This window comes from Rhizobium sp. BK176 (assembly GCF_024808055.1).
The window spans coordinates 111,817-137,363 of sequence record NZ_JANUBV010000006.1; the positions used below are offsets into that span (position 1 = coordinate 111,817).

Here is a 25,547-nt window from a genome sequence, read left to right on the forward strand (position 1 = left end):
CACAAGCGTCGCGTGTGGTCCTATGCAGGGGCGTACCGTCATTCGAAAGAGTCTCCATGGCCAGCATTGAAATGATCGTTGCCGCCCGCGCCCGCCTGCGCGGACATGCGCGCCGCACGCCGCTTCTTTCTTCTCCCTTTATCGATGAGCTTGCCGGACGGCGGGTATTGGTGAAGGCCGAGTGCTTGCAGCACACCGGCTCCTTCAAATTCCGTGGCGGCTGGTCCGCCGTCTCCGCGCTCGATCCTGCCGTTCGCAGCCGCGGCGTCATCGCTTTCTCGTCAGGCAATCACGCGCAGGGCGTGGCGCTCGCCGCCAAGCTGCATGGCGTGCCGTCAGTCATCATCATGCCGTCGGACGCGCCAAAACTGAAGATCGCCAACACGCGTGCGCTCGGCGCCGAAGTCGTGCTCTACGATCGCGCGACACAGGATCGCGACGCCATTGGCGCTGAACTCTCTGCTGCGCGCGGCCTGACGCTGATCAAGCCTTTCGACGAACCGCAGGTGATCGCCGGACAGGGTACGACAGGTCTGGAAATTGCCGAACAGGCAGACGAGGAAGGCATCAGCTCGGCCGAGGTATTGGTCCCCTGCGGCGGCGGCGGCCTTTCCTCGGGGATAGCGCTTGCACTCGAAGCCAGTGCGCCTGCGTTCCGAGTGCGCCCCTGCGAGCCGGACGGCTTCGACGACTTCACGCGGTCGCTGGCATCAGGCAAGATCGAGCGCAACGCCACCATGACCGGCTCGATCTGCGACGCCATCATCACGCCGCAGCCAGGCAACATCACCTTTCCGATATTGCAGCGCCTCGCCGGCGCCGGCATCGTCGTGACGGACGAGGAGGCGCTCCGCGCCATGGCCCTTGCCTTTGTCCGGCTCAAGATCGTCGTCGAGCCCGGTGGGGCGGTGGCGCTTGCCGCAGCGCTCTTCCATGGCGATGAGTTGGAAGACGACAACGTCTTCGTCGTTACCTCGGGAGGCAATGTCGACGCCGATATCTTCGCCGAGGCATTGGCCCGGCACGGATAAAGGCAGGCGAAAGCCTGCCTCCAACCTCGCTTAGGCGGCCTTATAGCGTGCCGCAGGTGCCGAGCGTGACAGGTGCGGCATCAATGCCTGACGCGCACCCTCGTAGGCCGTCAGCAGCCCTCCATCTTCAAGAGCCGGGATCGTCGCGAGCTCACCTTGATCGAAACCGACAAGGGCGGCATCCACCATATCTTCCGCCGACATGACGATTTCGGTTGGCAGGTGCTCGACTGGCGTGCCGGCGATGTTCCAGAATTCGGTCGCCGTCGCTCCCGGCAGCACCGCCTGGATGCGGATGTTCTTGTCCGCAAGCTCGTGCTTCAACGATTGGCTGAAGGCAAGAACGAAAGCCTTGCTGGCGCCATAGACGCCGTTCAGCACTTCAGGCGCGATCGCGACGATCGAAGCGATGTTGATGATCGCGCCGCCGCCGCGCGCCACAAAACCGGGCACGCCGGCATAGCTCAGCCGCATCAACGCCGTGACGTTGAGATCGATCATCGCCTGCATCTTGTCGACATCGGCGGCAAGCAGCGGTGCCGTGCCACCGACGCCGGCATTGTTGACCAGAAGCGTAATGCTGCGGTCGCTCTTCAGAACCGACTCGACGCGCGCCAGGTCGGCCTTGTTGCCGAGGTCGGCCGGAATGGTTTCGACCGTCCTGCCTGTTTCCCGGGTCAGTCTCGTCGCAAGTTCGGAAAGCCGTTCTGCATTGCGGGCGACCAGAATGAGATCATAGCCGCGCTTTGCGAGCCGGTGAGCATAGACAGCACCAATCCCCGACGATGCGCCGGTAACGAGTGCGGTTCCTTTGTGCTGTTCGGTCATTGTCGTTCTCCGTGTTTGGGCAACAGCGCCCGCTGTTGGCTTGCGCAGAGTCTTACGCCCGATTGCCAATGGCTTGAATGTCATATAAGCCACCTTTTAGGACAAACGGAGTTTCGAGCCATGCAACGCATTGCCGTCCTGCTCTTTCCCGGCTTTCAGATGATGAGCCTAGCCGCCATCTCGGCCTTCGAGTTCACCAACATCGAACTCGGCGAGCCGGCCTATGAGGTTTCCTATCTCTCCGAGACCGGGGGACCTGTGCCCAGCTCCTTCGGCGTGAATGTCGAGACCACGCGCTTCGGTGATCCCGCTTTCGATACGCTGCTGGTGTCCGGCGCCGTCGGCATCAAACTGCCGACGGCGGGGGAAGGCGAGTTCATCCGCAAGGCGCTTGCCGCCTCGCGTCGCGTCGCCTCGATCTGTACCGGCGCTTTTCTGCTTGCGGAGGCAGGCGTCCTGGATGGCCGTCGCGCCACGACCCACTGGCTCCTCGCCCGCGAGCTGCAATCGCGCTATCCGAAGGTCAGGCTCGAGGAAGATCGCATCTTCATCATCGATGGCTCCGTCTGGAGCTCGGCGGGCATGACGGCCGGGGTCGACCTGGCGCTTGCGATGATCGAGAAAGACCACGGCGCCGATGTCGCCCGTGCGGTCGCCCGCAAGCTCGTCGTCTATCATCGCCGCGCCGGCGGCCAGTCGCAGTTCTCCGCACTCTTGGAACTGGAACCCAAATCGGACCGTATCCAGAAGGCGCTTGCCCATGCCCGCGGCAATCTGAAGAACACGCTATCAGTCGAGGAGCTGGCGGAAGCGGCGGCGCTCAGCCCCCGACAATTCAGCCGGACGTTTCGCGCAGAGACGGGACAATCGCCAGCCAAGGCGGTGGAGAACCTGCGCCTTGAGGCAGCCCGCCTGATGATGGAACAGGGCCGGCATCCGATCGACGTCGTTGCAACGGAAACAGGTTTCGCGGATCGGGAGAGGATGCGCCGCGCCTTCCTGCGCGCCTTCGGGCAGCCGCCCCAGGCAATCCGCCGAAACGCGCAGCGCGAATATCAGGCATAGGCCCGCGCCGCCGACCTTGCGGTCGATGGGACGGCGTCCGCGACAGCCTCCCGCACCGCTTGCAGCATGATGGACGCGAGCCGCGCGGTTGCCGGCCCAGGGTCGGCTTCGGCACGATGCAGCACGAGACCGAGCGAGGGAAGCTCTGGCAGGCCAGCGGCGTCGGCGACAAGCGGCTTCACCTTTCGCGGCAGGCCGATCGGCGTACGGATGCTGATCCCGAGCCCGGCAGCCGTCGCGGCCCACAATCCGCCGAGGCTTGGACTGACGAAGGCAAGCCGCCAGGGAATGCCCGCCGTATCAAGCGCCTTGGTCGCCGCGGTGCGCAGCAGGCACGGAGCCTCCAGTGAAGCAAGCGGCATCGGCTCGCCGCTGTCGAGGGTCCAGTCGACCGCGCCTTCCGCCGGACCGATCCAGCGCATCGGCACCTCGGCGATCTTCTCGCAATGCGGTGTCAGCGTGCCATCGTTCCAGGCCAGTGCCAGATCGAGCTTACCCGTGGTGACGCGCTCGATCAGCTCGACATTGCGCACCACCCGCGCTTCGATGCGGACCTTCGGATGCGCGCGCGCAAAACGGCCGAGCACGTCGGGCAAAAGGGTCTCGCCGAAGTCCTCCTGCAAACCGAGCCTGACCCAACCCTCGAGTTCGATGCTCTGCATGGCTGCGGCCGCTTCGTCGTTGAGCTCCAGCAGGCGGCGCGCATAGGCCAGCATCGTTTCACCCGCATCGGTGAGCGCAAGCCCGCGTCCGGCCTTGCGGAAGATCGGCGTCCCGGCCTGCTCCTCCAGCTTCTTCAGCTGGGCGCTGACGGCCGAGGTCGAACGGCCGAGACGGTCGGCTGCTCTCGCGAAGTTGCCGAGCTCCATTCCGGTCGCGAAGGTCCGGAGTACATCGAGATCAAAGATCGTCCGCCGCATCGTATAATCCCATTTTTATGGATCATAAGTTCATTTAATTCTGATTTTCTGCATTATCGTGGCGTGCGATGCTCCTCCTGTCAAGAATTCACACAGAGGAGGCATTGATGCCTTTTGTTCGTATCTCTCTCCTGCGCGGCAAGTCGCCGGACTATCTTCGCGCCGTTTCCGACAGCATTCATCAGGCAATGGTCGAGACATTCAATGTACCGCCTGCCGACCGCTTTCAGGTCATCCACCAGCATGAACCGGGTGAACTGATCTTCGACCGGAACTATCTCGCCGGACCGCGTTCCGACGACTTCGTGCTGTTCGCCATCACCGCCGGCAAGCCTCGCTCGACCGAAACGCGACAGGCCTTCTTCAAGCGCGCCGCCGAACTTCTCGGGGTATCCCCGGGCATCCGGCCGGAAGACATCATGATCGTCGTCACCACCACATCCCCGGACGAATGGTCGTTCGGCGATGGCAAGGCGCAGATGATCGAACCTGGCTGGGAAACCCGCGCCTTCGGGAGCGCCGGATGATGGGCAACCCTGAACGCATGACGGTTCGGCGTCCGGGCAACGCCGTCCGCTCACCCGCCGATATTGCCACCGCGCCCTTCTGGGTCGAGATGCTGCTGGAAGGCACGGCAGATGGCGAAAACACCGCGATGCGAGCAAGCCTCGATCCCGGTACGATCACGCGCTGGCACACGCATCCGCGCGGGCAGCTGCTCTATGTTCTATCAGGCAATGGCCTGGCGCGACGCGAAGGCGGCCCAGTGGAGAAATTGCGTGCCGGAGATGCCGTCTGGTTCGCCGCTGGTGAGAAGCACTGGCATGGTGCGACGCCTGACAGCCCCTTCAGCTACATCAGCATCCAGGCAACCGAAACCGACCGCATCGTTGACTGGCTTGAGCCTGTGGAGGTCCTCTCATGATGGCGATGCAATACAGCTTCACCCTGCCCGCCGACTACGACATGTCGATCATCGACCGCCGCATCCGCGACAAGGGACCGATGCTGGACGGGTTCCCCGGCCTCGGTTTCAAGGCCTACCTCAGCGCCCGCAAGGGTGAGTTCGGATCCCGCGAAAACCTCTATGCGCCCTTCTATCTCTGGCAGCAGCCGGAGCGCGCCAGCGACTTCCTCACCGGCCCCGGCTTCGAAGCACTGACGCAATCCTTCGGCTGGCCCCGGGTGAAGACCTGGATTGTCTGGCACGCGGAAACCATGCCTGCGGTGACAGAGGCCAAGTTTGCCACCGAGGAGACGATCGCCATCGAGCCCTACTCCTCGCTTGCTGAAATCAGAGATGAGGAAATCGGACGCGCGCAAAGACAAGCGCGGCAGGCTGACGTCGTCGCCTCGGTCTCGGCCTTCGAGCCGACAAGCTGGACGGCCGTGCGCTTCAGCCTGCATCGCTCGTCCCCGTTGATCGCGGGCGCCGGCCAGATCTATCGCGTCGGGCACATATCTCTGCCCTAGGGCGTCAGGTCGTTGCCCGGCGGTACAGCGCAAGCGACCCCGCCAGCGCCAGCATCGCCCCGCCGCAGGCGCGCTCCAGCCAGATTGCGCCCGCCGTCTTCAGCAGCCGGACGGCCTGCGAACCAAAGACCGCGTAACCGAGCATGATCAGAAAATCCAGCGACGCAAAGACCACCGCCAGAACGGCGTACTGGGTCGCCTGGGGCAGCGCCGGATTGATGAATTGCGGCAGGAACGCCGAGAAGAAAAGGTAGCCCTTGGGGTTGGTGACAGCGACCATGAAACTCTTGAGGCCGATCGAAAAGGCGGTTCCGCCGGCCATCTCGTTCTCCGGCTTCAGCGCCGCGTTGAAGCCGCCCTTGGTGCGCAGCATCATGATCCCGAGAAAGGCGAGATAGGCAGCGCCAACATATTTCAGCATCGAGAACCAGAACTCCGACGCCGCGAGAAGCGCGCCCAGACCGATCGCCACGGCACCGAGAAGCACGAAGTCGGAAAGCACCGCGCCGATCATGCCCGGGATCGCCCGGCGAACGCCGTAGCGCGAGCCGTTGGTCATCGCCAGAAGCACCGTCGGCCCAGGCGTCGCAATCGCCACAAAGGAAACGGCCACGAATGCGAGAAGTGTAACAATGTGCATGATGCCCTCCCGAACATGGAGGCCGACCCTTGCATGTGAGCCCGCCAGCCGCAAGACACCCATGGTTCAGGACAGCGAAAAGCCCGCCGCCTGTTAAGGCAGCGGGCTCTGTGAATAGTGGCTAGTTCGCTTAGATGCCGCTCTGGCCGTCGGAGCCGATATAGGCGATGCGCAGCATGTTGGTGGCGCCGGGCGTTCCGAGCGGCACGCCGGCCGAGATGATGATGCGGTCGCCCGGCTTGCCGAAGCCTTCGTCGGCAACGATGCGGCAGGCGCGGTTGACCATGTCATCGAGGTCGGTTGCGTCGTGGGTGACAACGCAATGCAGGCCCCAGACGATCGCAAGGCGACGCGCGGTCTGGATGACCGGCGACAGCGCCAGGATCGGCACCTGCGGACGTTCACGCGAGGCGCGCAGACCTGTGGTGCCCGACGAGGTGTAACAGACGATAGCAGACAGGCGGAGCGTTTCGGCGATCTGGCGTGCGGCGAGCGAAATCGCATCGGCGCCGGTTGCTTCCGGCTGCGCGCGCTGCGCGTAGATGATGCCCGGATAGTGCGGCTCGCGTTCGATGGTGCTGGCGATCGAGGCCATCGTCGAGACGGCTTCAACCGGATAGTCGCCGGATGCGGATTCGGCCGACAGCATGACGGCGTCGGCGCCTTCGAAGACGGCGGTCGCGACGTCGGAGACTTCGGCACGCGTCGGAACCGGCGCGGTAATCATCGATTCCAGCATCTGCGTGGCGACGATCACCGGCTTGCCCGAACGGCGGCAAGCGCGGATCAGCTGCTTCTGGATACCCGGAACGGATTCGAGCGGCATTTCGACGCCGAGGTCACCACGGGCAACCATGAGCGCGTCGGAAAGCTCGATAATCTCCTCGATGCGCTCGATCGCCTGCGGCTTTTCGATCTTCGACATGATGCCGACGCGGCCGCGCGCGATCTTGCGCACCTCGGCCAGATCTTCCGGGCGCTGCACGAACGACAGCGCAACCCAGTCGACGTCGTCAGTCGCCAGAACGGCGTCGAGGTCGGTGCGGTCCTTGTCGGTCAGAACGCCGACGGTCAGCAGCGTGTCGGGAAGGCTGACACCCTTGCGGTCGGAAATTTTCGTTCCAGAGATAACGGTGGTGACGATGCTCTTGCCGTCGCACTTTTCAGCGCGCAGGGCGAGCTTGCCGTCGTCGATCAGCAGGCGGTGGCCGGGCTGTACCGATTCCAGGATTTCCGGATGCGGCAGGAATACGCGGGTCGCGTCGCCGGGAATATCCTTGTTGTCGAGCGTAAAAGTGTCGCCCGGCTTCAGATCGACCTTGCCTTCAGCAAACTTTCCGACGCGCAGCTTCGGGCCCTGCAGGTCGGCGAGAATGCCGATCGGGCGGCCGGAGCGGGCTTCGACGGCGCGGATACGCTTGATCAGCATGCGCATCACGTCATGGCTGGCGTGGCTCATGTTGATACGGAAGACATCGGCACCTGCCTGGTGCAGCTTCTCGATCATCGATTCCTCGGACGAGGCGGGTCCAAGGGTGGCGAGGATTTTAACTTTGCGGTTGCGCTTCATCAATTCGGGCTTTCTTGCGTGCCGGGGGTATCGGAAAGTTGAACCATCCAGCTGCCCTGGCGGCCCGTGTCATATTCCTTGAACCCCATCTTCTGATAGCCACGGGCGTAGCAATCATTGACACCCGTGATCTTGAACTCGTTTTCCGCCACGCACATCTGCACGTCACCCGTCCATCGGCCTCCCCGGGCAGCGTCTTCGGCGTAGAGATAATAGTATCGGGACTGCAGCTCTCCCTCGATCAGCGTCGCGCAGGTCGTTGCCGGCACTTGCCACCAGCCTTCCGTCATCCAGCCATCCTTGGCTCGATACCCAATCGCCACGCCCACCAGATTCTGCGTTCCGTTGCACACGCGGAAATCGGCACGAGCCACATCAGCAATAAAAAACGGCGAGAAAGCCGCAAGAACAAACAGTGCAAAACGGGCAAGCGGCCCGAAACGCATAAGGAAACTTGGCGCGGTCTGAATCAACACGACTTCCAATGGGCTCCCGACTATTTTGTTTTAGGTGTGCCTTCTTGCGCTGCCTCCCGGCGAATGTCAACGCAATGCTAATCGATTATATTCTGGATGGCCGACTGTACTTGGACCACGCCGTCGCCTTTGCTCACCAGCGCGCTTGAACGCGCCCGCGGCCCGTGCGATCAGAGGCTGCCCCGTAACCACGATCGGCCATTTCCCTCATGAGCTCTTTCAAATCATTTGAACTACTAGCCGGCGATCATGACAAAGGCTTGGTGCTGCTCGGCGATCATGCAATGAACCGGCTGCCGGAGCGCTACGGCAGGCTGGGCCTGCCGGACAGCGCGTTCGAGCGACACATCGCCTATGATATCGGCATCGAGGGGTTGGTCCGCAAACTCGCCGCGATGCTCGACGTACCGGCTGTCCTGGGCGGCTTTTCACGATTGCTGATCGACCCGAATCGGGGTGAGGACGACCCCACGCTGATCATGAAGATTTCGGACGGCGCGGTCGTTCCCGGCAATCATCCGATTACCGCCGAAGAGTGGAATTATCGGATCGAGACGTTCCACAGGCCCTATCACAACGCCGTCAGCGAAACGATCGACAAGGTCGCGAACGAGAGCGGCAAAGCGCCGCTCGTCCTATCCCTCCACTCCTACACGCCGTTCTGGAAAGCCTTCCCCCGCCCTTGGCATGCAGCGGTTTTGTGGGACAACGACCATCGTGCCGTCGCGCCTCTGCTTGACATGCTGCGCAGCGATCCCGATCTCGTGGTCGGAGACAATGAGCCGTATGATGGCGCGCTGAAGGGCGACACGATGTATCGGCATTGTATGCTGACCGGCATCCCGCACGTTTTGCTCGAGGTGCGCCAGGATCTGATCGGCGACGAAGCGGGTATTACGGCATGGGCCCGGCGTCTGGCGCCGATCTTTGAGACAATGAACGCCGATCCGGTATTGCACGAGTATAATGTGCATGTGTCGCGCACCGGACCGTACGAATGAAGGAGACCGAGATGGCCGCGCTGAGCAAACAAAAGCAGACCGAATTCGAGGCTGCGGCTTTTCGTCGCCTCGTCGAGCATTTGCGTGAACGTGGCGACGTCCAGAACATCGAGCTGATGAATCTCGCCGGCTTCTGCCGCAACTGCCTTTCGAACTGGTATCGCGAGGCGGCTGAGGCGGACGGGGTTCCGCTCTCGAAGGAGGAATCGCGCGAAATCGTCTACGGCATGCCGTACGAGGATTGGAAAAACCTCCACCAGAACGATGCCTCGGCGGAGCAAAAAACCGCATTCGAGCTGAACAAGCCGCACAAATAATTCCCTCGCGTCTCGAATCGACTTGACCCCGGGCACGCTTCGCGGCAGTCAACGCCATCCGAATTTCACACCCCCAATCAGGAGAACACGATGTCTGATGCTCATGGCGTCGCCCGCGATCAGCTTCGCGCCTTTGTGGAGCGCATTGAACGCCTGGAAGAAGAAAAGAAGACCATCGCCGACGACATCAAGGACGTCTACGGCGAAGCCAAGGGCATGGGCTTCGATACCAAGATCCTCAAAAAGGTCGTTGCGCTACGCAAGAAGGACGAGCAGGAGCGTATGGAAGAAGACGCGATCCTCGACACCTACCTGCATGCGCTCGGCATGATCGAGGCCCCGCCGGAAGGCTGATTTTTCAGAGCAGTGCCTTTAGAGCCGCCGACCCGATCGGCGGCTTTTTTGTGCGGACTCACGCTCGAACAGAGCTTATTTTCCGGCTTCCTCGGCGGCCTTCTCGATCACGTCGGCGACCTTCTTCGGCTGTGACGCGAAGACGGCATGACTGGCCTTGATCTCGGTCACCGCGCTTCCGGCGCGCTTTGCCATTGTCCGCTCGAGTTCGGGGTTGATGGCACGGTCCTCGGTCGCCACGACTGACCAGCTCTTCTTTGACCGCCAGGCTGGATCGTCGACTTTAGCGCCAAAGACCTCTTTGGCCGCAAAGACCTGCGACTTGGCGAGAAAGGCAGCGTCGGCCTTTGGCACATCGGCGGCGAAATCGGCGTGAAACGCGCTTGGGTCCAAATAGAGGTACTTGGCGTCCTTGGTTTCCCTGATGCTGTTTGAAGCCGGCGGCTTGGAGCCGGCAAGCGTGGCTACATTTTCGCCCTTGTCAGGCTGGAAGGCCGCTACGTAAACAAGTCCCTCGACGTGCGGATCATTCCCCGCTTCCGTGATGACCATGCCGCCGTAGCTGTGACCGACCAGCAGTGTAGGTCCGTCCTGCAGGTCCAGAACGCGTTTCGTTGCCGCAACATCGTCGGCGAGCGATGATAGAGGCTCTTGCACGACAGTCACATGAAAGCCGCGCCGCTCCAGGATTTCCGTTGCCTTGCGCCAACTGGACCCGTCGGCGAAAGCGCCGTGAACGATGACGATATTCTTGATCTCGGCGGATTGGGCGGCGAAAGCGATGACACTGGTGGCGAAGGCAAGTGCGAAAGTGGAAATGATACGGCGGTTCATGCGGTCGCTCCTTTTGGGTTTATGACGCACCCGGCCGGAAAACATTGGGAGGCATCGACCGAGGGCGTACGCAATCTGGTCGTGGGACGTATTGTCGATATTTCAGATTTCGGACCAAATGTATGACAAAGTAGCGAGAGGTATTTGCGGCTCGGCCCAATCCTCGTTCGGACGATACGGTGCGCCAGCGCTGGCGCACATCCGCTCGCTGATTACCAATCGGAGATCTGCAGGCTCTCCGGGTATCATTCAGGCCGCGATGCGCGGCTTCTGTTCCGGCAGCATATGGGCCATGGCGCTGAGCAAGTCCGTTTGCGAGATCAACCCGAGAACGTAACCGCCGGCATCCACGATGACGACGGCGTGGGTGCGCCCATCGGTCAAGTCAGGCAGCAAGCTGATAGCCGGTGCATCCGGGGAAGCGGTCGCGGCTGTCGCAATGTGATCGGAAAGCCGCTCGGCCTGCACCAGTTCCCGCAGCCCGACCGTGCCGATCAAACGCCCGCTTCCATCCTTCACGGGCAATGTGCGAACGTTGTGCTTCAGAAGCAGTGCGCGCGCTTTCTCCGCCGTGGCGTTCTCATCGACCGCGATCACATCGCGCGACATGATGTCGGCGCAGCTGACGGTGCCGTGCGAACGAACGGCCGCCTCAACCTCAACCTGCCGCAGCAGGCGGCTGAGGTCACCGCGGTCGATATCGAAGGTTTCCTCGAACTTCGCCAATGCCGCATCGACGTCCTCTTCGCGGAAACCGATCCGCACAGCGGACGGCGGATCGATCGTCTGATGCGTATTGACCGGCGCCGGGGTGGCGAGGTGCGGATAGTTTCGCCGCCCGAGCTTGTGAAAGAGAATGCCGAGCGCGACCAGGATGCAGGAATTCAGTGCCACCGGCACGAAGGGAAAAAGCAGGCCCCAGCTTGCCACCGCAGGACCACCGAGCACAGCAGTCAGCGCCGCGGCGCCGCCGGGTGGATGCAGACAGCGGGTAAACGACATGGCGGCGATGGCCAGCGATACGCCAACGCCGATCGCAATGATCGGCTCATGGATGAAGTGCGCGGCGAGGATGCCCATCATCGCGGAGATCGTGTTGCCGCCGATGATCGACCACGGCTGCGCGAGCGGACTCGCAGGTACGGCGAAAAGCAGCACTGCCGAAGCACCCATCGGCGCAACGATCATCGGCAAGTGCGCACCTTGCCCGAAAAAGTAGCCGCAAACCATACCCGTCAGTGCGATCGCGATCAGCGCGCCAAGGCTGGCAAGCATGCGCTCGCGCAATGTTGCGCCGGCCAGGATCGGCGAGAACAGACGGCGACTGAAGCGATGGGCTGGGTCGACCTTGGGATTGCTGGAATTTGACATGACGAACCGACAGTTTGTGAAACGAAGTGTCTTGGGGAGAAGCAGCGCGTCCGGGTCAGGCGCTTGAAAGTGAATGGCCGCCTTTGCCTCGCGAGGCAATCAGGACATCGTAAAAGGCTTCGAACGAGTCCGACCGGTCGCCTTTGCGGCGGACGAGAAAGGTCTCGACCGTGCCGATCTCGCGGGTGACGATATCACCGGGCCATCGCAGGAGATCGAACACGGAGCGCGGCATCACCCCAAAGGCATTGCCGGCGACAATGCTCGCCAGGATCGCATGATAGGAGCCGAGTTCGAGGGTGTGCAGCGAGGCAGCACCTTCAGCCCACTCCTCGGCCATCCGCCGATAGGTACAGCCTGGCTCCATGACGGCAAGTGTGTCGAGGCGAAGGTTCCTTGCATCCTTGACGTCAGGATGCTTCGGCGGCAGGACGAGGATCAGCTCCTCGACATAGATCCGTCGCGCATCGAACCCGCCGAGGTCGAGATCGGCATAGCGCGCCCCGTCGAGCGCAGCCTCGGGCGGTCTTGCGACCAATGCGCAATCCAGTTCTTGGGCTAGCACGCTCTGCATGAGCTCCCGTGTCGCCCCCATCGTCAATTGCAATGAGACGTCCGGCCACAGCGATCCGAAACGCCTGATGACATCAGGGAGCCTGCTCGCGGCCGTGCTTTCCATCGTTCCGATACGCAGCGCGCCCGAGGCAGCGAGCGGCCGCACGGCCTGCTTTGCTTCTTCGGCCAAGTCAGCAAGACGCGTCGCGTAGGAGAGAAAGATCGTGCCTTCACGCGTCAGCGACATCTTCTTGCCATCGCGCGAGAACAGCGCCACCCCGAGATCCTCTTCGAGCTGCTGGATGCGCGTCGTGACATTCGACGGTACCCGGCCTATCGCCGCCGCGGCCTTCGTGACGCTGCAGGTCGATGCGACCGCCTGAAAGATTTCGATTGAGGACAGATCCATATTTTCACTTACAGCGAATATCGGAGGGGCTTTATTCTCGATCTGGAAATGAAAATCAACCCGAGCTCTTGTTTGAACCGCGCCTCGCCGCGCGACTTTCCGTCACATCCAAGAAACGAAAGAGCCGCCGGATCGCTCCGGCGGCTCTTTCGAAATTCCTTGTGGAACCATCAGTTCGATACGAACTTCCGCACTTCCATGAAGTTGACTGCACTACCGCTGAAGCGGCCAGGATCAATGGACGCCGTCTTGGTAAAGCCTTCAGCATAGACTGCAGTCGGCTGGGCGCGAAGTGTCTGGCTGACGAAACGCGGCGCCTTCACCGGCTTGGTGACCATCTCCATCCGGGAGTTGGTGAGCGCCCACTGCGAGATGATCTTCTGCGTCAGCTTCGGTTCGGTCCGAACGGTAGCCCGGCTGGCGTCGGCCTCCGCGGCCTCATGCTTTGTCGGGCGGCCACCCTTGGTCGGCAGACCCTGAGCTACACCGCTAGCATCGGATGACTTCGGCGCATCGAAGCCATCGCCAAAGCTTGCTGATTTCGTAGCCGGCGCGAGTGCAGCGAGCTGCAACGGAGCCTTTTCGCTTGGAACCTTTTGCGGTATCGCCGCGTTAATAGCCTGCTCGACGCTCGTGACCGGCGGCTGGTTGGACGCGACCTGACGGTCGCCATCACCATTCTGCTGGTCAAGGGCATCGGCAACGGCCGGAGAAAGCGTATCTTCCTGGTCTGCCACATCGTCGTCGGCTTCAGCATCGGCATCCGCCGCAGCCAGAAGTTTTTCGGCAAGCGCCGGTCGTTCACCCGGCGTTGGAACCGCTGCGAGATTCCCCGTCATCGCAGACGGATCGGCCGAAGCGACTTCCGCATCGCCTGGAGAGCGGCGCGGTCCGAGCAGAGATGGAACCGGTACGCTGTAGGCGCTCAGATCCGCAAACTGCTGCTGACCTTGCTCGGTCACAGCAGAAAGCGCTTGTTGCGCTGCATTTCCGGACTGTGGAGCAACGAGGGCGCTGGCGACTTCGCTGCCGCCCGGCTGATTGGCGAACGCCGGACGCACCTGCGGAACCGGCGCATTGACACTTGCGACCTCAGTAGCCTGCGCGGGCGCCTGCTCGCCGGGATTGGCGGCGTTCGGCATATTGGCCGCCGGCGGCGACGCCTTCGCAACCGCCACCGCTGCGCTGCTATCATCATCGGAACTGTCTTCGGCTTCGTCCGCGCCGCCGCCAAACAGGGCGGCAAACAGTGTCTTATGCTTCGGCTGATCGCCCGACGACGAGCCCGCATAGGCGCCGGAGCTGGCCATCTGCACCTGCGTCGAGCTCACGCGACGCTTGTAGTCAGCCACCGCCTGCTCGTAACCCGGCAGCGGACGGCCATCCGCGGGGATGTGCATCGTGTTGCCATTCGGGAAGAGCCGGACCAGTTCCTCGCGGCTCATGCGTGGCCAGGCGCGAACGCCGCCGACATCCATGTGCACGAAGGGAGAACCGGATTTCGGATAGAATCCAACGCCGCCGACCTGCATTTTCATGCCGATTCCGCGCAAAGTCGCCAGTTTGACGTCAGGAATGAAGAAATCCATCGCCTTGCCGAGCATGTGCTGGCTCTTCTCGGCGACGCCGGAATTGCGGGAGCGACCCTTCAGCATGGCATTGGTGGCAGGCGAGCGGAAGCCGCAGACGACGTTGATGTAGTCGCGCGAGCCGCTCTGCCGGTAGACTTCCCAGATGAGATCGAAAAGGCGCGGGTCCATCCTCGTCGGCTGGTTCTTGCGCCAATCGCGAAGGAAGCGGTTCAGCTGCTCGAGACCCTTCGGGTCGTACCGGCCGTTGCGCTTGTAAGTGATGACGGCCTTTTCGCCGGTGTGAATGAAATAGAGTTTGAGGCTACGCGTTTCGCCGGCCGCTTCGGAAGGCGAGCTGACCAGAACCGGCGACGAAACAGCGAGTGCGAGAAGGGCGGCCATAGCCGTCCTAAACACCTTTCCGCAAAGGTCCGTGTACCTATTGCGCCAGCTCAAGCGCGAAGGTCTCGTATTCCCATTCAGATCCGGCAAACTCAATCCCCGTCAGACAGCCGATAGTCCCTCTTTGACACCGTTGGCTGTTAAATGCGGTCACACGATGGCAAAAATGCCACACGTGATCAACCTTTTCCTTACATAATGAACAGGCCACTAACAAGTGGTTTATGATTGGTAACAAAAGATGATTGCCGGAGAGTTAATTTAGGCGATTATGCGGCGTCCTTCTGCGGATTGTCCGGATCTATGCCGTAATCCTTGAGTTTTCGGTACAATGTGGATCGTCCGATGCCCAATTTTCGAGCCACTTGACTCATCTGCCCTCGGTAGAATTTAAGGGCGAATCGGATCAATTCCTCTTCCACATCCGCAAGCTTTCGCACTTCCCCGGCTGGGTTTGTGCTGGCAATCGCGTTATCGGGCGCCTCCGTGATTCGTGCGACGGCCTCTTCGACGCTGGCCTGATGGGCCGGATAGGTGGCGGCCGAGGCGTCACTTTGGCGGTCGAGGCGCGTGTTATCGGCGACGAGCGCCAGATGATCGACGACATCGTATTCCGGTAGCTGGGCGGCAATCTGCGGGAAGTCCGCTTCGCTCAGTTCGCCGCCCTCGGCAAGGACGACCGCGCGGAAAATCGCATTCTCGAGCTGACGAATGTTACCCGGCCAGTCATAGGCAGTGAGCAGGGCCAGCGCGCCGGCGCTCACCGACATGCGGTGACCGCCCTTCTGCTCGCTCGAGAAGCGCTCGGTGAAGACCCGCACGAGATGCGGAATATCTTCCTTGCGCTTGCGAAGTGCTGGAATGGTGATCGGGAAAACGTTAAGTCGATAGTAGAGATCTTCACGGAAATGCCCGTTCTTGACCTCTTCGATCAGATCCTTGTTGGTCGCCGAGATCAGCCGGACATTGACCTTGTGCGCCGTGCGCGCACCAACGGTCTCGATCTCTCCCTGCTGCACGGCGCGTAGCAGCTTGACCTGCACATCGAGCGGCAGGTCGCCGATTTCGTCGAGGAAGATGGTGCCGCCATCGGCTTCCATGAACTTGCCGATGTGCTTTTCGGTGGCACCGGTGAAGGCACCCTTCTCGTGGCCGAAGAGAATGCTTTCGACCAGATTGTGCGGAATGGCGCCGCAATTGACCGTGACGAACGGCTTGCCGGAGCGGTCGCTGCCGGACTGGATCGCACGAGCAACCAGCTCCTTGCCTACACCGGACTCGCCTTCAAGCACGACCGGAATGTTCGATTGCGCTGCGCGCTGCGCCAGATCGATGACGCGGAGCATCGCCGGGCTTGCCGAAACGATGTCGTCGAAGCCGACCGCGCCGGACCGGGAGCGCCGGCCGGCCCGTGCCTTGACCTCGCGCTGATCGAGCTTCAGGGCGTTGGAGATCGAATTGGCAATCCGCTCCGGAGAGACCGGCTTGACGACGAAATCGAAGGCGCCGGCACGCATCGCCTGCACCACGGTCTCGATGCCGCCCTGCCCTGTCTGGACAATGACAGGAACATGCGTGCCGAATTCGTGCAGTGCTTCCAGGAATTCGAGGCCCGTCATCTCGGGCATCATCAGGTCGAGAACGATGACGTTGTAGAGGCCACTGCCTCTCTTCACCATCTCCAGCCCGATCCGGCCGTTTTCCGCCTGATGGACGACGTGGCCGTGACGCTCTATCGCGTTCTTGAGCAGTCGACGCTGGATCGGGTCGTCCTCGACGACGAGTATCTGCGCTGCACCCTTGAGCTCATGGTAACCGGTCATTGCTGCCTCACTTCATGCGAAACCTGGAGGCACTCTCGCAGAAAGGCTTGAACATCCAGTTTTGAGAAACAATTGCATTTTAACGTTTGTGACGAGGCCGAATCCGACCCGAAACGGAGCTTGTGGGCAGCCGAAAGCCCCTTGATGCCAAGCCTTTAGCGGCATAGACAGTCAAGCCTGTCGCAAACGAGGAAGAGGACCCCGATGATGAAAAACATGCTCTCCGGCACCACCATTAAGTTTTCGGCAAGTTCTGCTGCCTCTGCGACCGATGCCGCTCTCGGCGAGCTGCCGACCTGGAAACTGCAGGATCTCTACCCCTCTGCCACGTCCACCGCCTTCACTGGCGACATGGAAAAAGCCGGAAAGCAGGCAATCGCTTTCGAAGAGAAGTGGAAGGGCAAGCTCGCCGACGCCGCGAGCAAGAAGGGCGCGGAGGGAATCGGCCAGGCACTGAAGGAATATGAGGCGCTGGACGACATCATCGGACGCCTCGGCTCCTTCGCCGGGCTTACCTATTTCTCCGACACGTCGAACCCGGTGAACGGCAAGCTCTATGGCGACGCCCAGGCGAAGATCACCGAATTCTCCAGCCACCTCCTGTTTTTCGCGCTCGAGCTCAACCGCATCGACGACGCCGTGATCGATGCCTGCATGGCAAACGACCCCGATGCAGGCCACTATCGCCCCTGGCTCGTCGATCTGCGCAAGGACAAGCCCTACCAGCTGGAAGACAAGCTGGAACAGCTGTTCCTGGAAAAGTCGATGACCTCGGCCGCAGCCTTCAACCGCCTGTTCGACGAGACAATGGCCGAACTGCGTTTCGACGTCGACGGCGAGAAGCTGCCGCTCGAAGTCACGCTTAACATGCTGCAGGAAAAGGATCCGGAGATCCGCCGCAAGGGCGCGATGGCGCTGGCGCAGACCTTCAAGGAAAACCTGCGCACCTTCACGCTGATCACCAACACGCTCGCCAAGGATAAAGACATCTCCGACCGCTGGCGCGGCTTCGAGGACATTGCCGATTCCAGGCACCTTGCCAACCGCGTCGAGCGCGACGTCGTCGATGCGCTGGCGGCTGCCGTCAAGGAAGCCTATCCCCGCCTCTCGCACCGTTACTACAAGATGAAGGCGAAATGGCTCGGCATGGACCAGATGAATTTCTGGGACCGCAACGCGCCGCTGCCGGAAACCTCCAGTGCCGTCATCCCCTGGAACGAGGCGAAGGACACGGTTCTATCCGCCTATGGCGACTTCGCGCCCGAGATGGCTGCGATCGCCAAGCGCTTCTTCGACGAGCAGTGGATCGACGCTCCTGTTCGTCCCGGCAAGGCACCGGGTGCGTTCGCCCATCCGACCGTTCCGTCAGCGCATCCCTATGTACTCGTCAACTATCTCGGCAAGCCGCGCGACGTGATGACGCTCGCCCATGAACTTGGCCACGGCGTCCATCAGGTTCTCGCCGGCGCGCAGGGCGCGCTGATGTGCCAGACGCCGTTGACGCTCGCCGAAACCGCATCCGTCTTCGGCGAAATGCTGACCTTCCGCGCCCTCCTCGACAAAACAAAGGACAAGCGTGAGCGCAAGGCGATGCTTGCCCAGAAGGTCGAGGACATGATCAACACGGTCGTGCGCCAGATCGCCTTCTATGAATTCGAGCGCAAGGTCCACACCGCCCGCAAGGCCGGCGAGCTGACGTCGGAGGATATCGGCGAACTCTGGCTCTCCGTGCAGTCGGAAAGCCTCGGGCCGGCGATCAAGATCTCGGAGGGCTATGAGACCTACTGGGCCTATATCCCGCACTTCATCCACTCGCCCTTTTACGTCTACGCCTACGCCTTCGGCGATTGCCTGGTGAACTCGCTCTACGCCGTCTACCAGAAGGCCGACAAGGGCTTCCAGGAGAAGTATTTCGAGCTTCTGAAGGCCGGCGGCACCAAGCATCATTCCGAACTTTTGAAGCCGTTCGGCCTCGATGCCACGGATCCGTCGTTCTGGAGCAAGGGGTTGTCGATGATCGAAGGGCTGATCGACGAATTGGAAGCGCTTGATAAGAGCGCATAGCTCTCGATCCAAAGGCAGGCATGACCAAGGCTGAACGCTACGTTCTGTTCCGGGATGACACGACCGGGCAAGTGATGCTCTTTTCCGATCCGTCGGAGATCATCATCGCCCGGACGCGCGCCGAGTTCCTTGCCGGCCTTGCCCGAATGGAAGAAGCAAAAGCTGCCGGCAAATGGCTGGCTGGCTACATGGCGTATGAAGGGGGCTACCTCTTCGAGGCGAAGCTGGCGGCATTTCTTCCGGAAGGCCGGGAAACGCCACTGCTCGCCTTCGGCATCTTCGATGCACCCGAAGCCGATACCCATCCGCTCGCCGAGCCGACACGGCGCACCGAGAACGGTGAGTTCCTGAGCGACCCCAGGGCCGGCTGGGATTTTGCTACATATAAAGAGCGCTTCGACCGCCTGCATTGGCACCTGCGCCAGGGCGATTGCTACCAGGCAAACCTCACCATGCCGATCACCGCTCGCTGGGACGGCGATCCGCGCGCCGCCTTCTGGTCGCTGATTTCAAGGCAGCCGGTGAAATACGGCGCGCTCGTCGATCTTGGCGGCCCTATCCTGCTTTCGCGCTCCCCCGAACTCTTCTTCCGTACCGACGAGGACGGCTGGATCGAAACGCACCCGATGAAGGGAACGGCCAAACGTGGCGCCGATGACGCCGAGGACGCGGCGATCATCGCCGCGATGCGCGAGGACATCAAAACGCAGGCCGAAAACCGCATGATCGTCGACCTGCTGCGCAACGACATCTCGCGCATCACGGAGGTCGGCACCCTTGATGTACCGAAACTCTTCGACATCGAGACTTACCCGACCGTGCACCAGATGGTCAGCCACGTGCAGGCGAAACTCCTCTCGGATCTGACCATTCGCGATATCTTCTCCGCCCTCTTTCCCTGCGGATCGATCACCGGTGCGCCAAAACTCAGCGCCATGCAGATCCTGCACGCGCTGGAAGACACGCCGCGCGACGCCTATTGCGGCGCGATCGGCATGATTGCTCCATCAGGCGCCATGCGCTTTTCCGTCGCGATCCGCACCGTCAGCCTGTTTTCCGGCGGCAAGGCGATCTTCAACGTCGGCGGCGGCATCGTCTTCGATTCCACCGCCGAAGCCGAGTACGAGGAATGCCTGCTGAAGGCGCGGTTTGCGATCGGTGATCAGGAGATCGCGCGGTGAACGACTTCTCGCTGATCGAAACACTGCGCTGGGAGCCGGAAATTGGTTTCGTCAGGCTGCGTCTGCATCTTGCCCGCCTCTCCCGCTCCGCCCGCCGCATCGGCTTTCCCGACCCAACAGACGCAGCCGCGAAACTGGAAGCGGCGGTTGCCGGGGCCACGACACCCCTGCGAATGCGGTTGACGCTTGATCGACTGGGGCAAATCGAGGTCACCGCTGCGCCTTTCGCACCGATACCCGAGGGCATCATATGGAAGGTCCGGATTGCCAAAACCCGTCTCGATTCCGCCGATAAACTGCTGCGGATGAAGACGACACGGCGCGGCGTTTACGAGACTGCGCGCGCAGAATGTCCGGTGTCCGAAGCCGACGAAGTGCTGCTTCTGAACGAGCGCGGCGAGGTCTGCGAAGGTACGATCACCTCGGTCTTCCTCGACGACGGCTCGGGCACGCTGCGCACGCCGCCGATCTCCTGCGGCCTGCTATCAGGCGTCTTGCGCACGGAACTGATTTGCCAACGCAAGGCCCGCGTTGGACGGATCTCCGTAGACGATCTGACGGCCGGAAAGCTCTACATGGGCAATTCGCTGCGCGGGCTGATCCCGGCCCGGATCGTCGGCTAGGCCACGATCTTCAGCCGGTCCCTGCCGCTTTGCTTGGCGATATACAAGGCTTCGTCCGCACGGGCATAGACCTCACGTGCCGTCTCGCCGGATCGCAACTCGGCCAATCCCGCCGAGCAGGTATAAGAGAAGGACGGTGCGGCCGGGATCGGACGGGCTAAGCGTACCATTGCGATGATGCGCTCGATGATCAACTCGGCCTGCGCCAGGGTCGTATCCGGCAGGATCAGCATGAACTCCTCGCCACCGATCCGCCCGAAACTGTCGCGCCGGCGGATGACCGGCTGCACGCGGCGCGAGAAATCGATCAGCACATCATCACCGACCTGATGGCCGTAGACGTCATTGATGCGCTTGAAGAAGTCGAGATCGATGATGCAGATGCAGCCGGCAATACCGGGATTGGCGGAGTCTTGCTGCGCGCTCAGGCTTTCCAGCGCCGCCATCATGAAGCGGCGGTTGGAGATGCTGGTGAGTTCATCCGTCTGCGAGGCCCGCAGCGCAAAGTCACGATCCTGTCGCACATCGCGCTCGCTCTGCTTCAGATGCGTGATGTCGCTGGCGATGCAAAGCATCCAGCCATCTTTCTGCACTGTCTCCGTCATCCAGAACCAGCGCCCATCGACGACATCGGTTTCGAAAGCCCTGAACGGCAACTTGCCCCGGCGCGATTGCGCGGAAACGAGCCACACCTCGAAATCAGCGGTGCGAATGATTGTCCCCTTGCCGGCGCGCGTATTGCGCCGCATCAGCTCTGACCACAAGGGTGTTTCGTCGGGTTCGATGGCGAAGGTCGAACGAAAGGCCGGATTTGCATAGCGCAGCCGGTCTTCCTGATCGTAAAGCGCGATCAGGACGGCGCTGTCTTCCTGCAACTCGGCAAGCCGCTCCGATATCTGGTTCATCCGATTGTTCCGGGCGTGCTGACTTCAACGGTTCGCACCTTGGAGCAGAATTCTAAAAAGAATATGGATGGCTCCTCAGCAATTGAATATTCACATACGTCGGAACGCAACGCCCTGAAAGGAAATTCTGCGATGTTCATCCTCGCCCTGACTTACGTGAAGCCGAACGAGGAAGCCGACAAGCAGATGGAGCCGCATATGGCCTGGGTCAGGGAAGGCTATGCACGGGGCTGGTTTCTCGCCTCCGGCCGCAAGGTGCCGCGCACCGGCGGCGTGGTCCTTGCCGTCGGCCAGCGCGCCGAAGTCGAGGCCTATGTCGCCGAGGACCCGTTCACGGTGCATGGCATCGCCGAATACGAAATCACTGAGGTAGCCATCACGACCACGGCTGAAGGGCTGGATCTCCTGAAGAGCTGAACGATCACGACAGGAACGACATGAGCGACCTCACCGAACATCTTCAATCTCTGGAACAGCGGCTATTCGAGCCGGAGATCCGCGCCTCCGTGACAGCGCTTGAGTCTCTTCTCTCGCCTGAGTTCAGGGAAATCGGTGCATCCGGTCGCCTCTATGGATACGGGGACATCGTCGCCGGCCTGCTAGCGGAGCCCCCCGATGGGACGACACGCACATTGACGGATTTCGAGCTGCTATTGCTCGCTTCCGACCTGGCGCTCGTCACCTACCGGGCGATGCGGACCGTCCCGGCTGGCCCGCCGGTCAGCTCGCTGCGCAGCTCCATCTGGCGGCATGACGCCGATCGCCAGTGGCGCATGGTCTTCCATCAGGGGACGTTGACCGGATAGAGTGCGGTCATGACGCTTCCGATCTACACGCCCTATGACGGTTCCGCCCGCCCGTTCACCATCGGCTTGATGCCGCTCGATCTCGCTCGCTGGATCGAACCGGACGGCGATTGGGGGCGCTATGTCGGCGAAAAGCGAAGACTGCTCGAAGCGCATCGCGATGAGGTCTTCGTGGCCGAGGACGGAACCGAAGCGGCACAACAAGAGGCATACGATCTCCTCCAGGCTCACCTTGCCGCGCGCCATCCCGGGCTTTCGGACGACGCGGCCGACTGCAACACCCCACCCCTGCTGCGCGCCGGGCTGCTGGTGCAAGACGATCTCGTCATCATGCGCCGCAAGGAAAATGGCTGGCATCTCGTCACCGGCTTCGTCGCCTTTCCCTCCTCCTGGTCGCTGCAGGAGAAGTTCGGTCGCCCGATGCAGGCGATCCACGCCGACGTACCCGGTTTTGGCGAAGGCACCCGCAATGCGGCGCTCATCACCCGCATCTTCGATAACCTGCAGGTCTCGCAGCCGGTAGAAAGGCTGAACTGGTCGGTCAATATCACGGACGATCTCTTTCTGCCGGTTTCGAAGCACCGCCGCCCGCCCTCTGCCGACGGCTTTACCCTCGCCGAGCGTTTTGCCCGAGTTGAGCGCCAGACGCTGCGCAAGCTGCCGAAGTCCGGCGACATCCTCTTCACCATCCGTGTCTACGTCGATCCGATCGCCGCAATCGCCCATCACCCCAACGCCGGCAGGCTCGCTGCAAGCTTCGCCGAGCAACTGGAAGCGCTCGATGAGCAGCAAGCCGCCTACAAGGGCCTCACCCTGCAAAAAGCGGAACTCGCGGCCAAGCTTCGGGCGCTAGCCGATGCCCTCTCGCCCGTCTGATATTTGCGTTCCGGGACCAACACTCTTTATTGTGACGCGGTTTTATGGTTAGAGCCGATAATCTCGCATTATCTGCGCATTTTCAGATAAATTCTTAGAGGCTATCGCCTTCGTCGCCTTCCACAGGAGAAAAGAAAGAATGACGGAACACAACCACCCGGTATATGCCGAAATTACCGGCCCGATCGTCATGATCGGCTTTGGCTCCATCGGCCGTGGCACCCTGCCGCTGATCGAGCGCCACTTCAAATTCGACAAGAGCCGGATGGTTGTCATCGACCCGCGCGACGACGCAGATCACACCGAAATCATGGCAAAGCACGGCGTGAAGCACATCAAGGCGCATGTCACGAAGGACAACTACAAGGAGTTGCTGAAGCCGCTTCTGACTGAAGGTGGCGGCCAGGGCTTCTGTGTCAATCTTTCCGTCGACACCGGGTCGGTCGACCTGATGAAGCTCTGCCGCAAGCTCGGCGCCCTCTACATCGACACCGTCATCGAGCCGTGGCTGGGCTTCTATTTCGACAAGAGCATGAAGAATGCCGACCGCACCAACTATGCTCTGCGCGAAACCCTTCGCAAGGAAAAAGCCAAAAATCCGGGCGGCCCGACGGCCGTCTCCACCTGCGGTGCAAACCCGGGCATGGTCTCGTGGTTCGTCAAGCAGGCGCTCGTCAACCTCGCCAACGACATCGGCCTGAATTTCGAAGAGCCGGATCAGCATGACCGCGAAGGCTGGGCGAAGCTGATGAAGAAGGTCGGCGTCAAGGGCATCCACATCGCCGAGCGCGACACCCAGCGCACCAAACATCCGAAGCCGCTCAACGTCTTCTGGAACACCTGGTCCGTCGAAGGCTTCATCTCCGAAGGTCTGCAGCCGGCCGAACTCGGCTGGGGCACCCACGAAAACTGGATGCCGAAGAATGGCAAGAAGCACAAGAAGGGCTGCAAGGCTGCGATATACCTCGAGCAGCCCGGCGCCAACACCCGCGTCCGCACCTGGTGCCCGACGCCAGGCCCGCAGTACGGCTTCCTCGTCACCCACAACGAGGCGATCTCGATCGCCGACTTCTTCACCGTTCGCGACAAGGACGGCGAAGTCACCTTCCGCCCGACCTGCCACTACGCCTATCATCCGGCGAACGACGCGGTTCTCTCGATGCATGAGATGTTCGGCAACGGCGGCAACCCGCAGCCGGTTCACCACGTTCTCGACGAAGACGAACTGGAGGACGGCGTCGACGAACTCGGCGTCCTGCTCTATGGCCACGAAAAGAACGCCTACTGGTACGGTTCGCGCCTGTCGCTGGAAGAAACCCGCCGCATCGCGCCTTACCAGAACGCGACGGGCATGCAGGTGACCTCCGCCGTTCTCGCCGGGATGGTCTGGGCACTCGAAAACCCCGGTGCCGGCATCGTCGAAGCCGACGAAGTCGATTACAAGCGCTGCCTCGAGGTGCAGAGCCAGTACCTCGGCCCGGTCGAAGGTCACTACACCGACTGGACTCCGCTCGATGGTCGTCCGGGTCTCTTCCCGGAAGATATCGACACCAAGGATCCGTGGCAGTTCAAGAACATCCTCGTTCGCTGATCTCAGTCGAACCGCATTCGAAGATGCCCGTCGCAAGGCGGGCATTTTTGTAACGCCTGCTGTATAAATGCCGTCTGGAGAGCGTGGAGCCTTGCCTTCCCCGGCGGCCCGCGCCATGTGTCTCACAACCACACGGATAGTTCTCGTTCCGAATCCCCGGGAGAAGCTCATGAAAATCAGACCCCTCCTTGTCCTTCTCGGCGCCGCCGCAGCCCTGACTGCTTGCAATACGTCGTCGCCACGCCCGGTGCCGGTCGCAGCAACCCCGGCTCAAACAGGCGTTGAGGGTTCATGGTCGGATCCGAACGGCATCATCTCCACATTCCAGGCCGGAACCTTCACCACTCGCACGACCGACAGCAACCAGCTTCTCGCGTCGGGCACTTATGTGAACACCTCGCCGTCGCTGGTCGAGATCAACATGACCTCGCTGGTGCGCAAGACACAATCCAAGGTCAATTGTGCGCTGGTGAGCCAGAACCAGCTCAACTGCACGTCGGATGCCGGCTCCCAATTCACGCTCGCGCGCCGCATGTAGAGCTGTAAAGTTCGATTTGCGTTGGACTAAATGGTTCTGGTCTGCCAAAAGGCCCGAGGACGCGACCGCCGTTATTTATAGAACGGGGTCGGGCGACCGATTGACGTCACGTTGCTGCCGCGAGATCACGCTGGCCGTCCTCAAATTCTCAACAAGCCGGTTTCAGAGGATGACTGCTTTCGCAGCCTGAGCAGATTTTCGTCGTTCCAAAAAGGAAAGCAGCTCTAGGGTTTGTTGAAAGCAGCCTCTCGCGAGGTTTTTCGTTTACCGCCCTTGGAATGCGCTGCTTCTGTTACAGCTTTTTCTCTTGCCGCCGCTAAGGG

At 61.5% G+C, this 25,547-nt stretch carries 27 protein-coding genes; 16 read left to right on the forward strand and 11 right to left on the reverse strand.

All coding sequences use genetic code 11. The annotated features are described in order from the left end of the window. The first annotated feature begins 56 nt into the window (after positions 1 to 56). Positions 57 to 1,031, forward strand: a complete 975-nt coding sequence (locus tag FHT76_RS19620; protein ID WP_183862177.1) for a threonine/serine dehydratase — start codon at positions 57 to 59, stop codon at positions 1,029 to 1,031. 30 nt (positions 1,032 to 1,061) lie between these two features. Here FHT76_RS19620 and FHT76_RS19625 read toward each other — a convergent pair whose 3' ends face one another. Next, positions 1,062 to 1,859, reverse strand: coding sequence for an SDR family oxidoreductase (locus tag FHT76_RS19625; protein ID WP_183862178.1), 798 nt, complete (start codon positions 1,857 to 1,859; stop codon positions 1,062 to 1,064). A 120-nt stretch (positions 1,860 to 1,979) separates the two neighbouring features. On the opposite strand from FHT76_RS19625, the gene FHT76_RS19630 reads away from it, so the two are divergent. After that, positions 1,980 to 2,924 (forward strand): GlxA family transcriptional regulator, encoded by a 945-nt coding sequence (locus tag FHT76_RS19630; RefSeq protein ID WP_183862181.1) that lies wholly within the window; start codon positions 1,980 to 1,982, stop codon positions 2,922 to 2,924. On the opposite strand, the gene FHT76_RS19635 is transcribed toward FHT76_RS19630, so the two are convergent. Next, positions 2,915 to 3,844, reverse strand: coding sequence for a LysR substrate-binding domain-containing protein (locus FHT76_RS19635; protein WP_183862183.1), 930 nt, complete (start codon positions 3,842 to 3,844; stop codon positions 2,915 to 2,917). The two genes, FHT76_RS19630 and FHT76_RS19635, sit on opposite strands and share 10 nt — an antisense overlap. 107 nt (positions 3,845 to 3,951) lie before the next feature. On the opposite strand from FHT76_RS19635, the gene FHT76_RS19640 reads away from it, so the two are divergent. The 3 genes from FHT76_RS19640 to FHT76_RS19650 are packed head-to-tail and all read left to right on the forward strand — an operon-like array spanning position 3,952 to position 5,317. Beyond that, positions 3,952 to 4,371, forward strand: a complete 420-nt coding sequence (locus FHT76_RS19640) for a tautomerase family protein (RefSeq protein WP_183862185.1) — start codon at positions 3,952 to 3,954, stop codon at positions 4,369 to 4,371. Beyond that, positions 4,368 to 4,769: a cupin domain-containing protein gene (locus tag FHT76_RS19645; protein ID WP_183862187.1), complete on the forward strand. Its 402-nt coding sequence runs from the start codon at positions 4,368 to 4,370 to the stop codon at positions 4,767 to 4,769. The genes FHT76_RS19640 and FHT76_RS19645 overlap by 4 nt, the downstream gene beginning before the upstream one ends. After that, on the forward strand, positions 4,766 to 5,317 hold the full coding sequence (locus tag FHT76_RS19650; protein ID WP_183862189.1) for a DUF4865 family protein: 552 nt from the start codon (positions 4,766 to 4,768) through the stop codon (positions 5,315 to 5,317). Before FHT76_RS19645 ends, FHT76_RS19650 begins: the two co-directional genes overlap by 4 nt. A 4-nt stretch (positions 5,318 to 5,321) precedes the next feature. Here FHT76_RS19650 and FHT76_RS19655 read toward each other — a convergent pair whose 3' ends face one another. The 3 genes from FHT76_RS19655 to FHT76_RS19665 form a co-directional block, all read right to left on the reverse strand. Next, a complete protein-coding gene (locus tag FHT76_RS19655) occupies positions 5,322 to 5,957 on the reverse strand; it encodes a LysE family translocator (RefSeq protein ID WP_183862191.1) in 636 nt (211 codons plus the stop codon). A gap of 130 nt (positions 5,958 to 6,087) precedes the next feature. After that, entirely contained in the window at positions 6,088 to 7,527 is a 1,440-nt protein-coding gene (gene pyk, locus FHT76_RS19660) for a pyruvate kinase (RefSeq protein WP_183862192.1), read from the reverse strand. Beyond that, positions 7,527 to 8,012 (reverse strand): DUF1036 domain-containing protein, encoded by a 486-nt coding sequence (locus tag FHT76_RS19665; protein WP_183862194.1) that lies wholly within the window; start codon positions 8,010 to 8,012, stop codon positions 7,527 to 7,529. The genes pyk and FHT76_RS19665 overlap by 1 nt, the downstream gene beginning before the upstream one ends. A 200-nt stretch (positions 8,013 to 8,212) precedes the next feature. Between FHT76_RS19665 and FHT76_RS19670 the strand changes: the two genes are divergently transcribed. The 3 genes from FHT76_RS19670 (at position 8,213) to FHT76_RS19680 (ending at position 9,675) form a co-directional block, all read left to right on the forward strand. Then, positions 8,213 to 9,004: an N-formylglutamate amidohydrolase gene (locus FHT76_RS19670; protein ID WP_183862196.1), complete on the forward strand. Its 792-nt coding sequence runs from the start codon at positions 8,213 to 8,215 to the stop codon at positions 9,002 to 9,004. A gap of 11 nt (positions 9,005 to 9,015) precedes the next feature. Then, positions 9,016 to 9,321, forward strand: a complete 306-nt coding sequence (locus tag FHT76_RS19675) for a DUF1244 domain-containing protein (RefSeq protein ID WP_183862198.1) — start codon at positions 9,016 to 9,018, stop codon at positions 9,319 to 9,321. 90 nt (positions 9,322 to 9,411) lie between these two features. Then, positions 9,412 to 9,675, forward strand: coding sequence for a DUF2312 domain-containing protein (locus tag FHT76_RS19680; protein ID WP_007527482.1), 264 nt, complete (start codon positions 9,412 to 9,414; stop codon positions 9,673 to 9,675). A gap of 75 nt (positions 9,676 to 9,750) precedes the next feature. On the opposite strand, the gene FHT76_RS19685 is transcribed toward FHT76_RS19680, so the two are convergent. The 5 genes from FHT76_RS19685 to FHT76_RS19705 all read right to left on the reverse strand — a co-directional run bounded on the left by FHT76_RS19685 (position 9,751) and on the right by FHT76_RS19705 (position 16,640). Continuing rightward, the gene (locus tag FHT76_RS19685; protein WP_183862200.1) at positions 9,751 to 10,509 is read right to left on the reverse strand and encodes an alpha/beta fold hydrolase; all 759 of its coding nucleotides are present in this window, start codon (positions 10,507 to 10,509) and stop codon (positions 9,751 to 9,753) included. Positions 10,510 to 10,758: 249 nt separating this feature from the next. Continuing rightward, complete coding sequence (locus FHT76_RS19690; RefSeq protein ID WP_183755767.1) at positions 10,759 to 11,880, reverse strand: HPP family protein; 1,122 nt, start codon at positions 11,878 to 11,880, stop codon at positions 10,759 to 10,761. Between the two features lie 55 nt (positions 11,881 to 11,935). Further along, positions 11,936 to 12,844 (reverse strand): LysR family transcriptional regulator, encoded by a 909-nt coding sequence (locus FHT76_RS19695; protein ID WP_183755768.1) that lies wholly within the window; start codon positions 12,842 to 12,844, stop codon positions 11,936 to 11,938. Positions 12,845 to 13,014: 170 nt separating this feature from the next. Next, a complete protein-coding gene (locus FHT76_RS19700; RefSeq protein WP_183862202.1) occupies positions 13,015 to 14,907 on the reverse strand; it encodes a DUF882 domain-containing protein in 1,893 nt (630 codons plus the stop codon). A gap of 179 nt (positions 14,908 to 15,086) precedes the next feature. Further along, the gene (locus tag FHT76_RS19705; RefSeq protein ID WP_183862204.1) at positions 15,087 to 16,640 is read right to left on the reverse strand and encodes a sigma-54 dependent transcriptional regulator; all 1,554 of its coding nucleotides are present in this window, start codon (positions 16,638 to 16,640) and stop codon (positions 15,087 to 15,089) included. Positions 16,641 to 16,847: 207 nt separating this feature from the next. On the opposite strand from FHT76_RS19705, the gene FHT76_RS19710 reads away from it, so the two are divergent. Genes FHT76_RS19710 through FHT76_RS19720 form a run of 3 tightly spaced genes read left to right on the forward strand, consistent with a single transcriptional unit; the run spans position 16,848 to position 20,508 of the window. Then, positions 16,848 to 18,704 (forward strand): M3 family oligoendopeptidase, encoded by a 1,857-nt coding sequence (locus tag FHT76_RS19710; protein ID WP_259129110.1) that lies wholly within the window; start codon positions 16,848 to 16,850, stop codon positions 18,702 to 18,704. A gap of 20 nt (positions 18,705 to 18,724) precedes the next feature. Then, complete coding sequence (locus FHT76_RS19715) at positions 18,725 to 19,885, forward strand: aminodeoxychorismate synthase component I (RefSeq protein WP_183862206.1); 1,161 nt, start codon at positions 18,725 to 18,727, stop codon at positions 19,883 to 19,885. Next, entirely contained in the window at positions 19,882 to 20,508 is a 627-nt protein-coding gene (locus FHT76_RS19720) for an aminotransferase class IV family protein (protein WP_183862208.1), read from the forward strand. Before FHT76_RS19715 ends, FHT76_RS19720 begins: the two co-directional genes overlap by 4 nt. Here the strand turns inward: FHT76_RS19720 and FHT76_RS19725 are convergent. Further along, positions 20,505 to 21,413, reverse strand: a complete 909-nt coding sequence (locus FHT76_RS19725; RefSeq protein WP_259128897.1) for a sensor domain-containing diguanylate cyclase — start codon at positions 21,411 to 21,413, stop codon at positions 20,505 to 20,507. The genes FHT76_RS19720 and FHT76_RS19725 overlap by 4 nt on opposite strands. A gap of 132 nt (positions 21,414 to 21,545) precedes the next feature. Between FHT76_RS19725 and FHT76_RS19730 the strand changes: the two genes are divergently transcribed. From FHT76_RS19730 to omp10, 5 genes are all read left to right on the forward strand, one after another. After that, positions 21,546 to 21,830: a YciI family protein gene (locus tag FHT76_RS19730; protein ID WP_183862212.1), complete on the forward strand. Its 285-nt coding sequence runs from the start codon at positions 21,546 to 21,548 to the stop codon at positions 21,828 to 21,830. Between the two features lie 20 nt (positions 21,831 to 21,850). Beyond that, complete coding sequence (locus FHT76_RS19735) at positions 21,851 to 22,219, forward strand: DUF4440 domain-containing protein (RefSeq protein WP_183862214.1); 369 nt, start codon at positions 21,851 to 21,853, stop codon at positions 22,217 to 22,219. Between the two features lie 9 nt (positions 22,220 to 22,228). Beyond that, positions 22,229 to 23,095, forward strand: coding sequence for a DUF3445 domain-containing protein (locus FHT76_RS19740; RefSeq protein WP_183862216.1), 867 nt, complete (start codon positions 22,229 to 22,231; stop codon positions 23,093 to 23,095). A 139-nt stretch (positions 23,096 to 23,234) separates the two neighbouring features. Further along, positions 23,235 to 24,686 (forward strand): homospermidine synthase, encoded by a 1,452-nt coding sequence (locus FHT76_RS19745; protein ID WP_183862218.1) that lies wholly within the window; start codon positions 23,235 to 23,237, stop codon positions 24,684 to 24,686. Between the two features lie 169 nt (positions 24,687 to 24,855). Further along, a complete protein-coding gene (omp10, locus tag FHT76_RS19750; RefSeq protein WP_183862220.1) occupies positions 24,856 to 25,224 on the forward strand; it encodes an outer membrane lipoprotein Omp10 in 369 nt (122 codons plus the stop codon). Positions 25,225 to 25,547: the final 323 nt, after the last annotated feature.

Bases quoted from the DNA above. Each gene is read 5' to 3' on its own strand.
- FHT76_RS19625 (WP_183862178.1), bottom strand. From the start codon at position 1,859: ATGACCGAACAGCACAAAGGAACCGCACTCGTTACCGGCGCATCGTCG.
- FHT76_RS19670 (WP_183862196.1), top strand. From the start codon at position 8,213: ATGAGCTCTTTCAAATCATTTGAACTACTAGCCGGCGATCATGACAAA.
- FHT76_RS19645 (WP_183862187.1), top strand. From the start codon at position 4,368: ATGATGGGCAACCCTGAACGCATGACGGTTCGGCGTCCGGGCAACGCC.
- FHT76_RS19705 (WP_183862204.1), bottom strand. From the start codon at position 16,640: ATGACCGGTTACCATGAGCTCAAGGGTGCAGCGCAGATACTCGTCGTC.
- FHT76_RS19655 (WP_183862191.1), bottom strand. From the start codon at position 5,957: ATGCACATTGTTACACTTCTCGCATTCGTGGCCGTTTCCTTTGTGGCG.
- FHT76_RS19735 (WP_183862214.1), top strand. From the start codon at position 21,851: ATGAGCGACCTCACCGAACATCTTCAATCTCTGGAACAGCGGCTATTC.
- FHT76_RS19730 (WP_183862212.1), top strand. From the start codon at position 21,546: ATGTTCATCCTCGCCCTGACTTACGTGAAGCCGAACGAGGAAGCCGAC.
- FHT76_RS19640 (WP_183862185.1), top strand. From the start codon at position 3,952: ATGCCTTTTGTTCGTATCTCTCTCCTGCGCGGCAAGTCGCCGGACTAT.
- FHT76_RS19710 (WP_259129110.1), top strand. From the start codon at position 16,848: ATGAAAAACATGCTCTCCGGCACCACCATTAAGTTTTCGGCAAGTTCT.
- FHT76_RS19650 (WP_183862189.1), top strand. From the start codon at position 4,766: ATGATGGCGATGCAATACAGCTTCACCCTGCCCGCCGACTACGACATG.
- FHT76_RS19715 (WP_183862206.1), top strand. From the start codon at position 18,725: ATGACCAAGGCTGAACGCTACGTTCTGTTCCGGGATGACACGACCGGG.
- FHT76_RS19680 (WP_007527482.1), top strand. From the start codon at position 9,412: ATGTCTGATGCTCATGGCGTCGCCCGCGATCAGCTTCGCGCCTTTGTG.
- FHT76_RS19630 (WP_183862181.1), top strand. From the start codon at position 1,980: ATGCAACGCATTGCCGTCCTGCTCTTTCCCGGCTTTCAGATGATGAGC.
- FHT76_RS19690 (WP_183755767.1), bottom strand. From the start codon at position 11,880: ATGTCAAATTCCAGCAATCCCAAGGTCGACCCAGCCCATCGCTTCAGT.
- FHT76_RS19620 (WP_183862177.1), top strand. From the start codon at position 57: ATGGCCAGCATTGAAATGATCGTTGCCGCCCGCGCCCGCCTGCGCGGA.
- omp10 (WP_183862220.1), top strand. From the start codon at position 24,856: ATGAAAATCAGACCCCTCCTTGTCCTTCTCGGCGCCGCCGCAGCCCTG.
- pyk (WP_183862192.1), bottom strand. From the start codon at position 7,527: ATGAAGCGCAACCGCAAAGTTAAAATCCTCGCCACCCTTGGACCCGCC.
- FHT76_RS19745 (WP_183862218.1), top strand. From the start codon at position 23,235: ATGACGGAACACAACCACCCGGTATATGCCGAAATTACCGGCCCGATC.
- FHT76_RS19675 (WP_183862198.1), top strand. From the start codon at position 9,016: ATGGCCGCGCTGAGCAAACAAAAGCAGACCGAATTCGAGGCTGCGGCT.
- FHT76_RS19685 (WP_183862200.1), bottom strand. From the start codon at position 10,509: ATGAACCGCCGTATCATTTCCACTTTCGCACTTGCCTTCGCCACCAGT.
- FHT76_RS19635 (WP_183862183.1), bottom strand. From the start codon at position 3,844: ATGCGGCGGACGATCTTTGATCTCGATGTACTCCGGACCTTCGCGACC.
- FHT76_RS19725 (WP_259128897.1), bottom strand. From the start codon at position 21,413: ATGAACCAGATATCGGAGCGGCTTGCCGAGTTGCAGGAAGACAGCGCC.
- FHT76_RS19740 (WP_183862216.1), top strand. From the start codon at position 22,229: ATGACGCTTCCGATCTACACGCCCTATGACGGTTCCGCCCGCCCGTTC.
- FHT76_RS19695 (WP_183755768.1), bottom strand. From the start codon at position 12,844: ATGGATCTGTCCTCAATCGAAATCTTTCAGGCGGTCGCATCGACCTGC.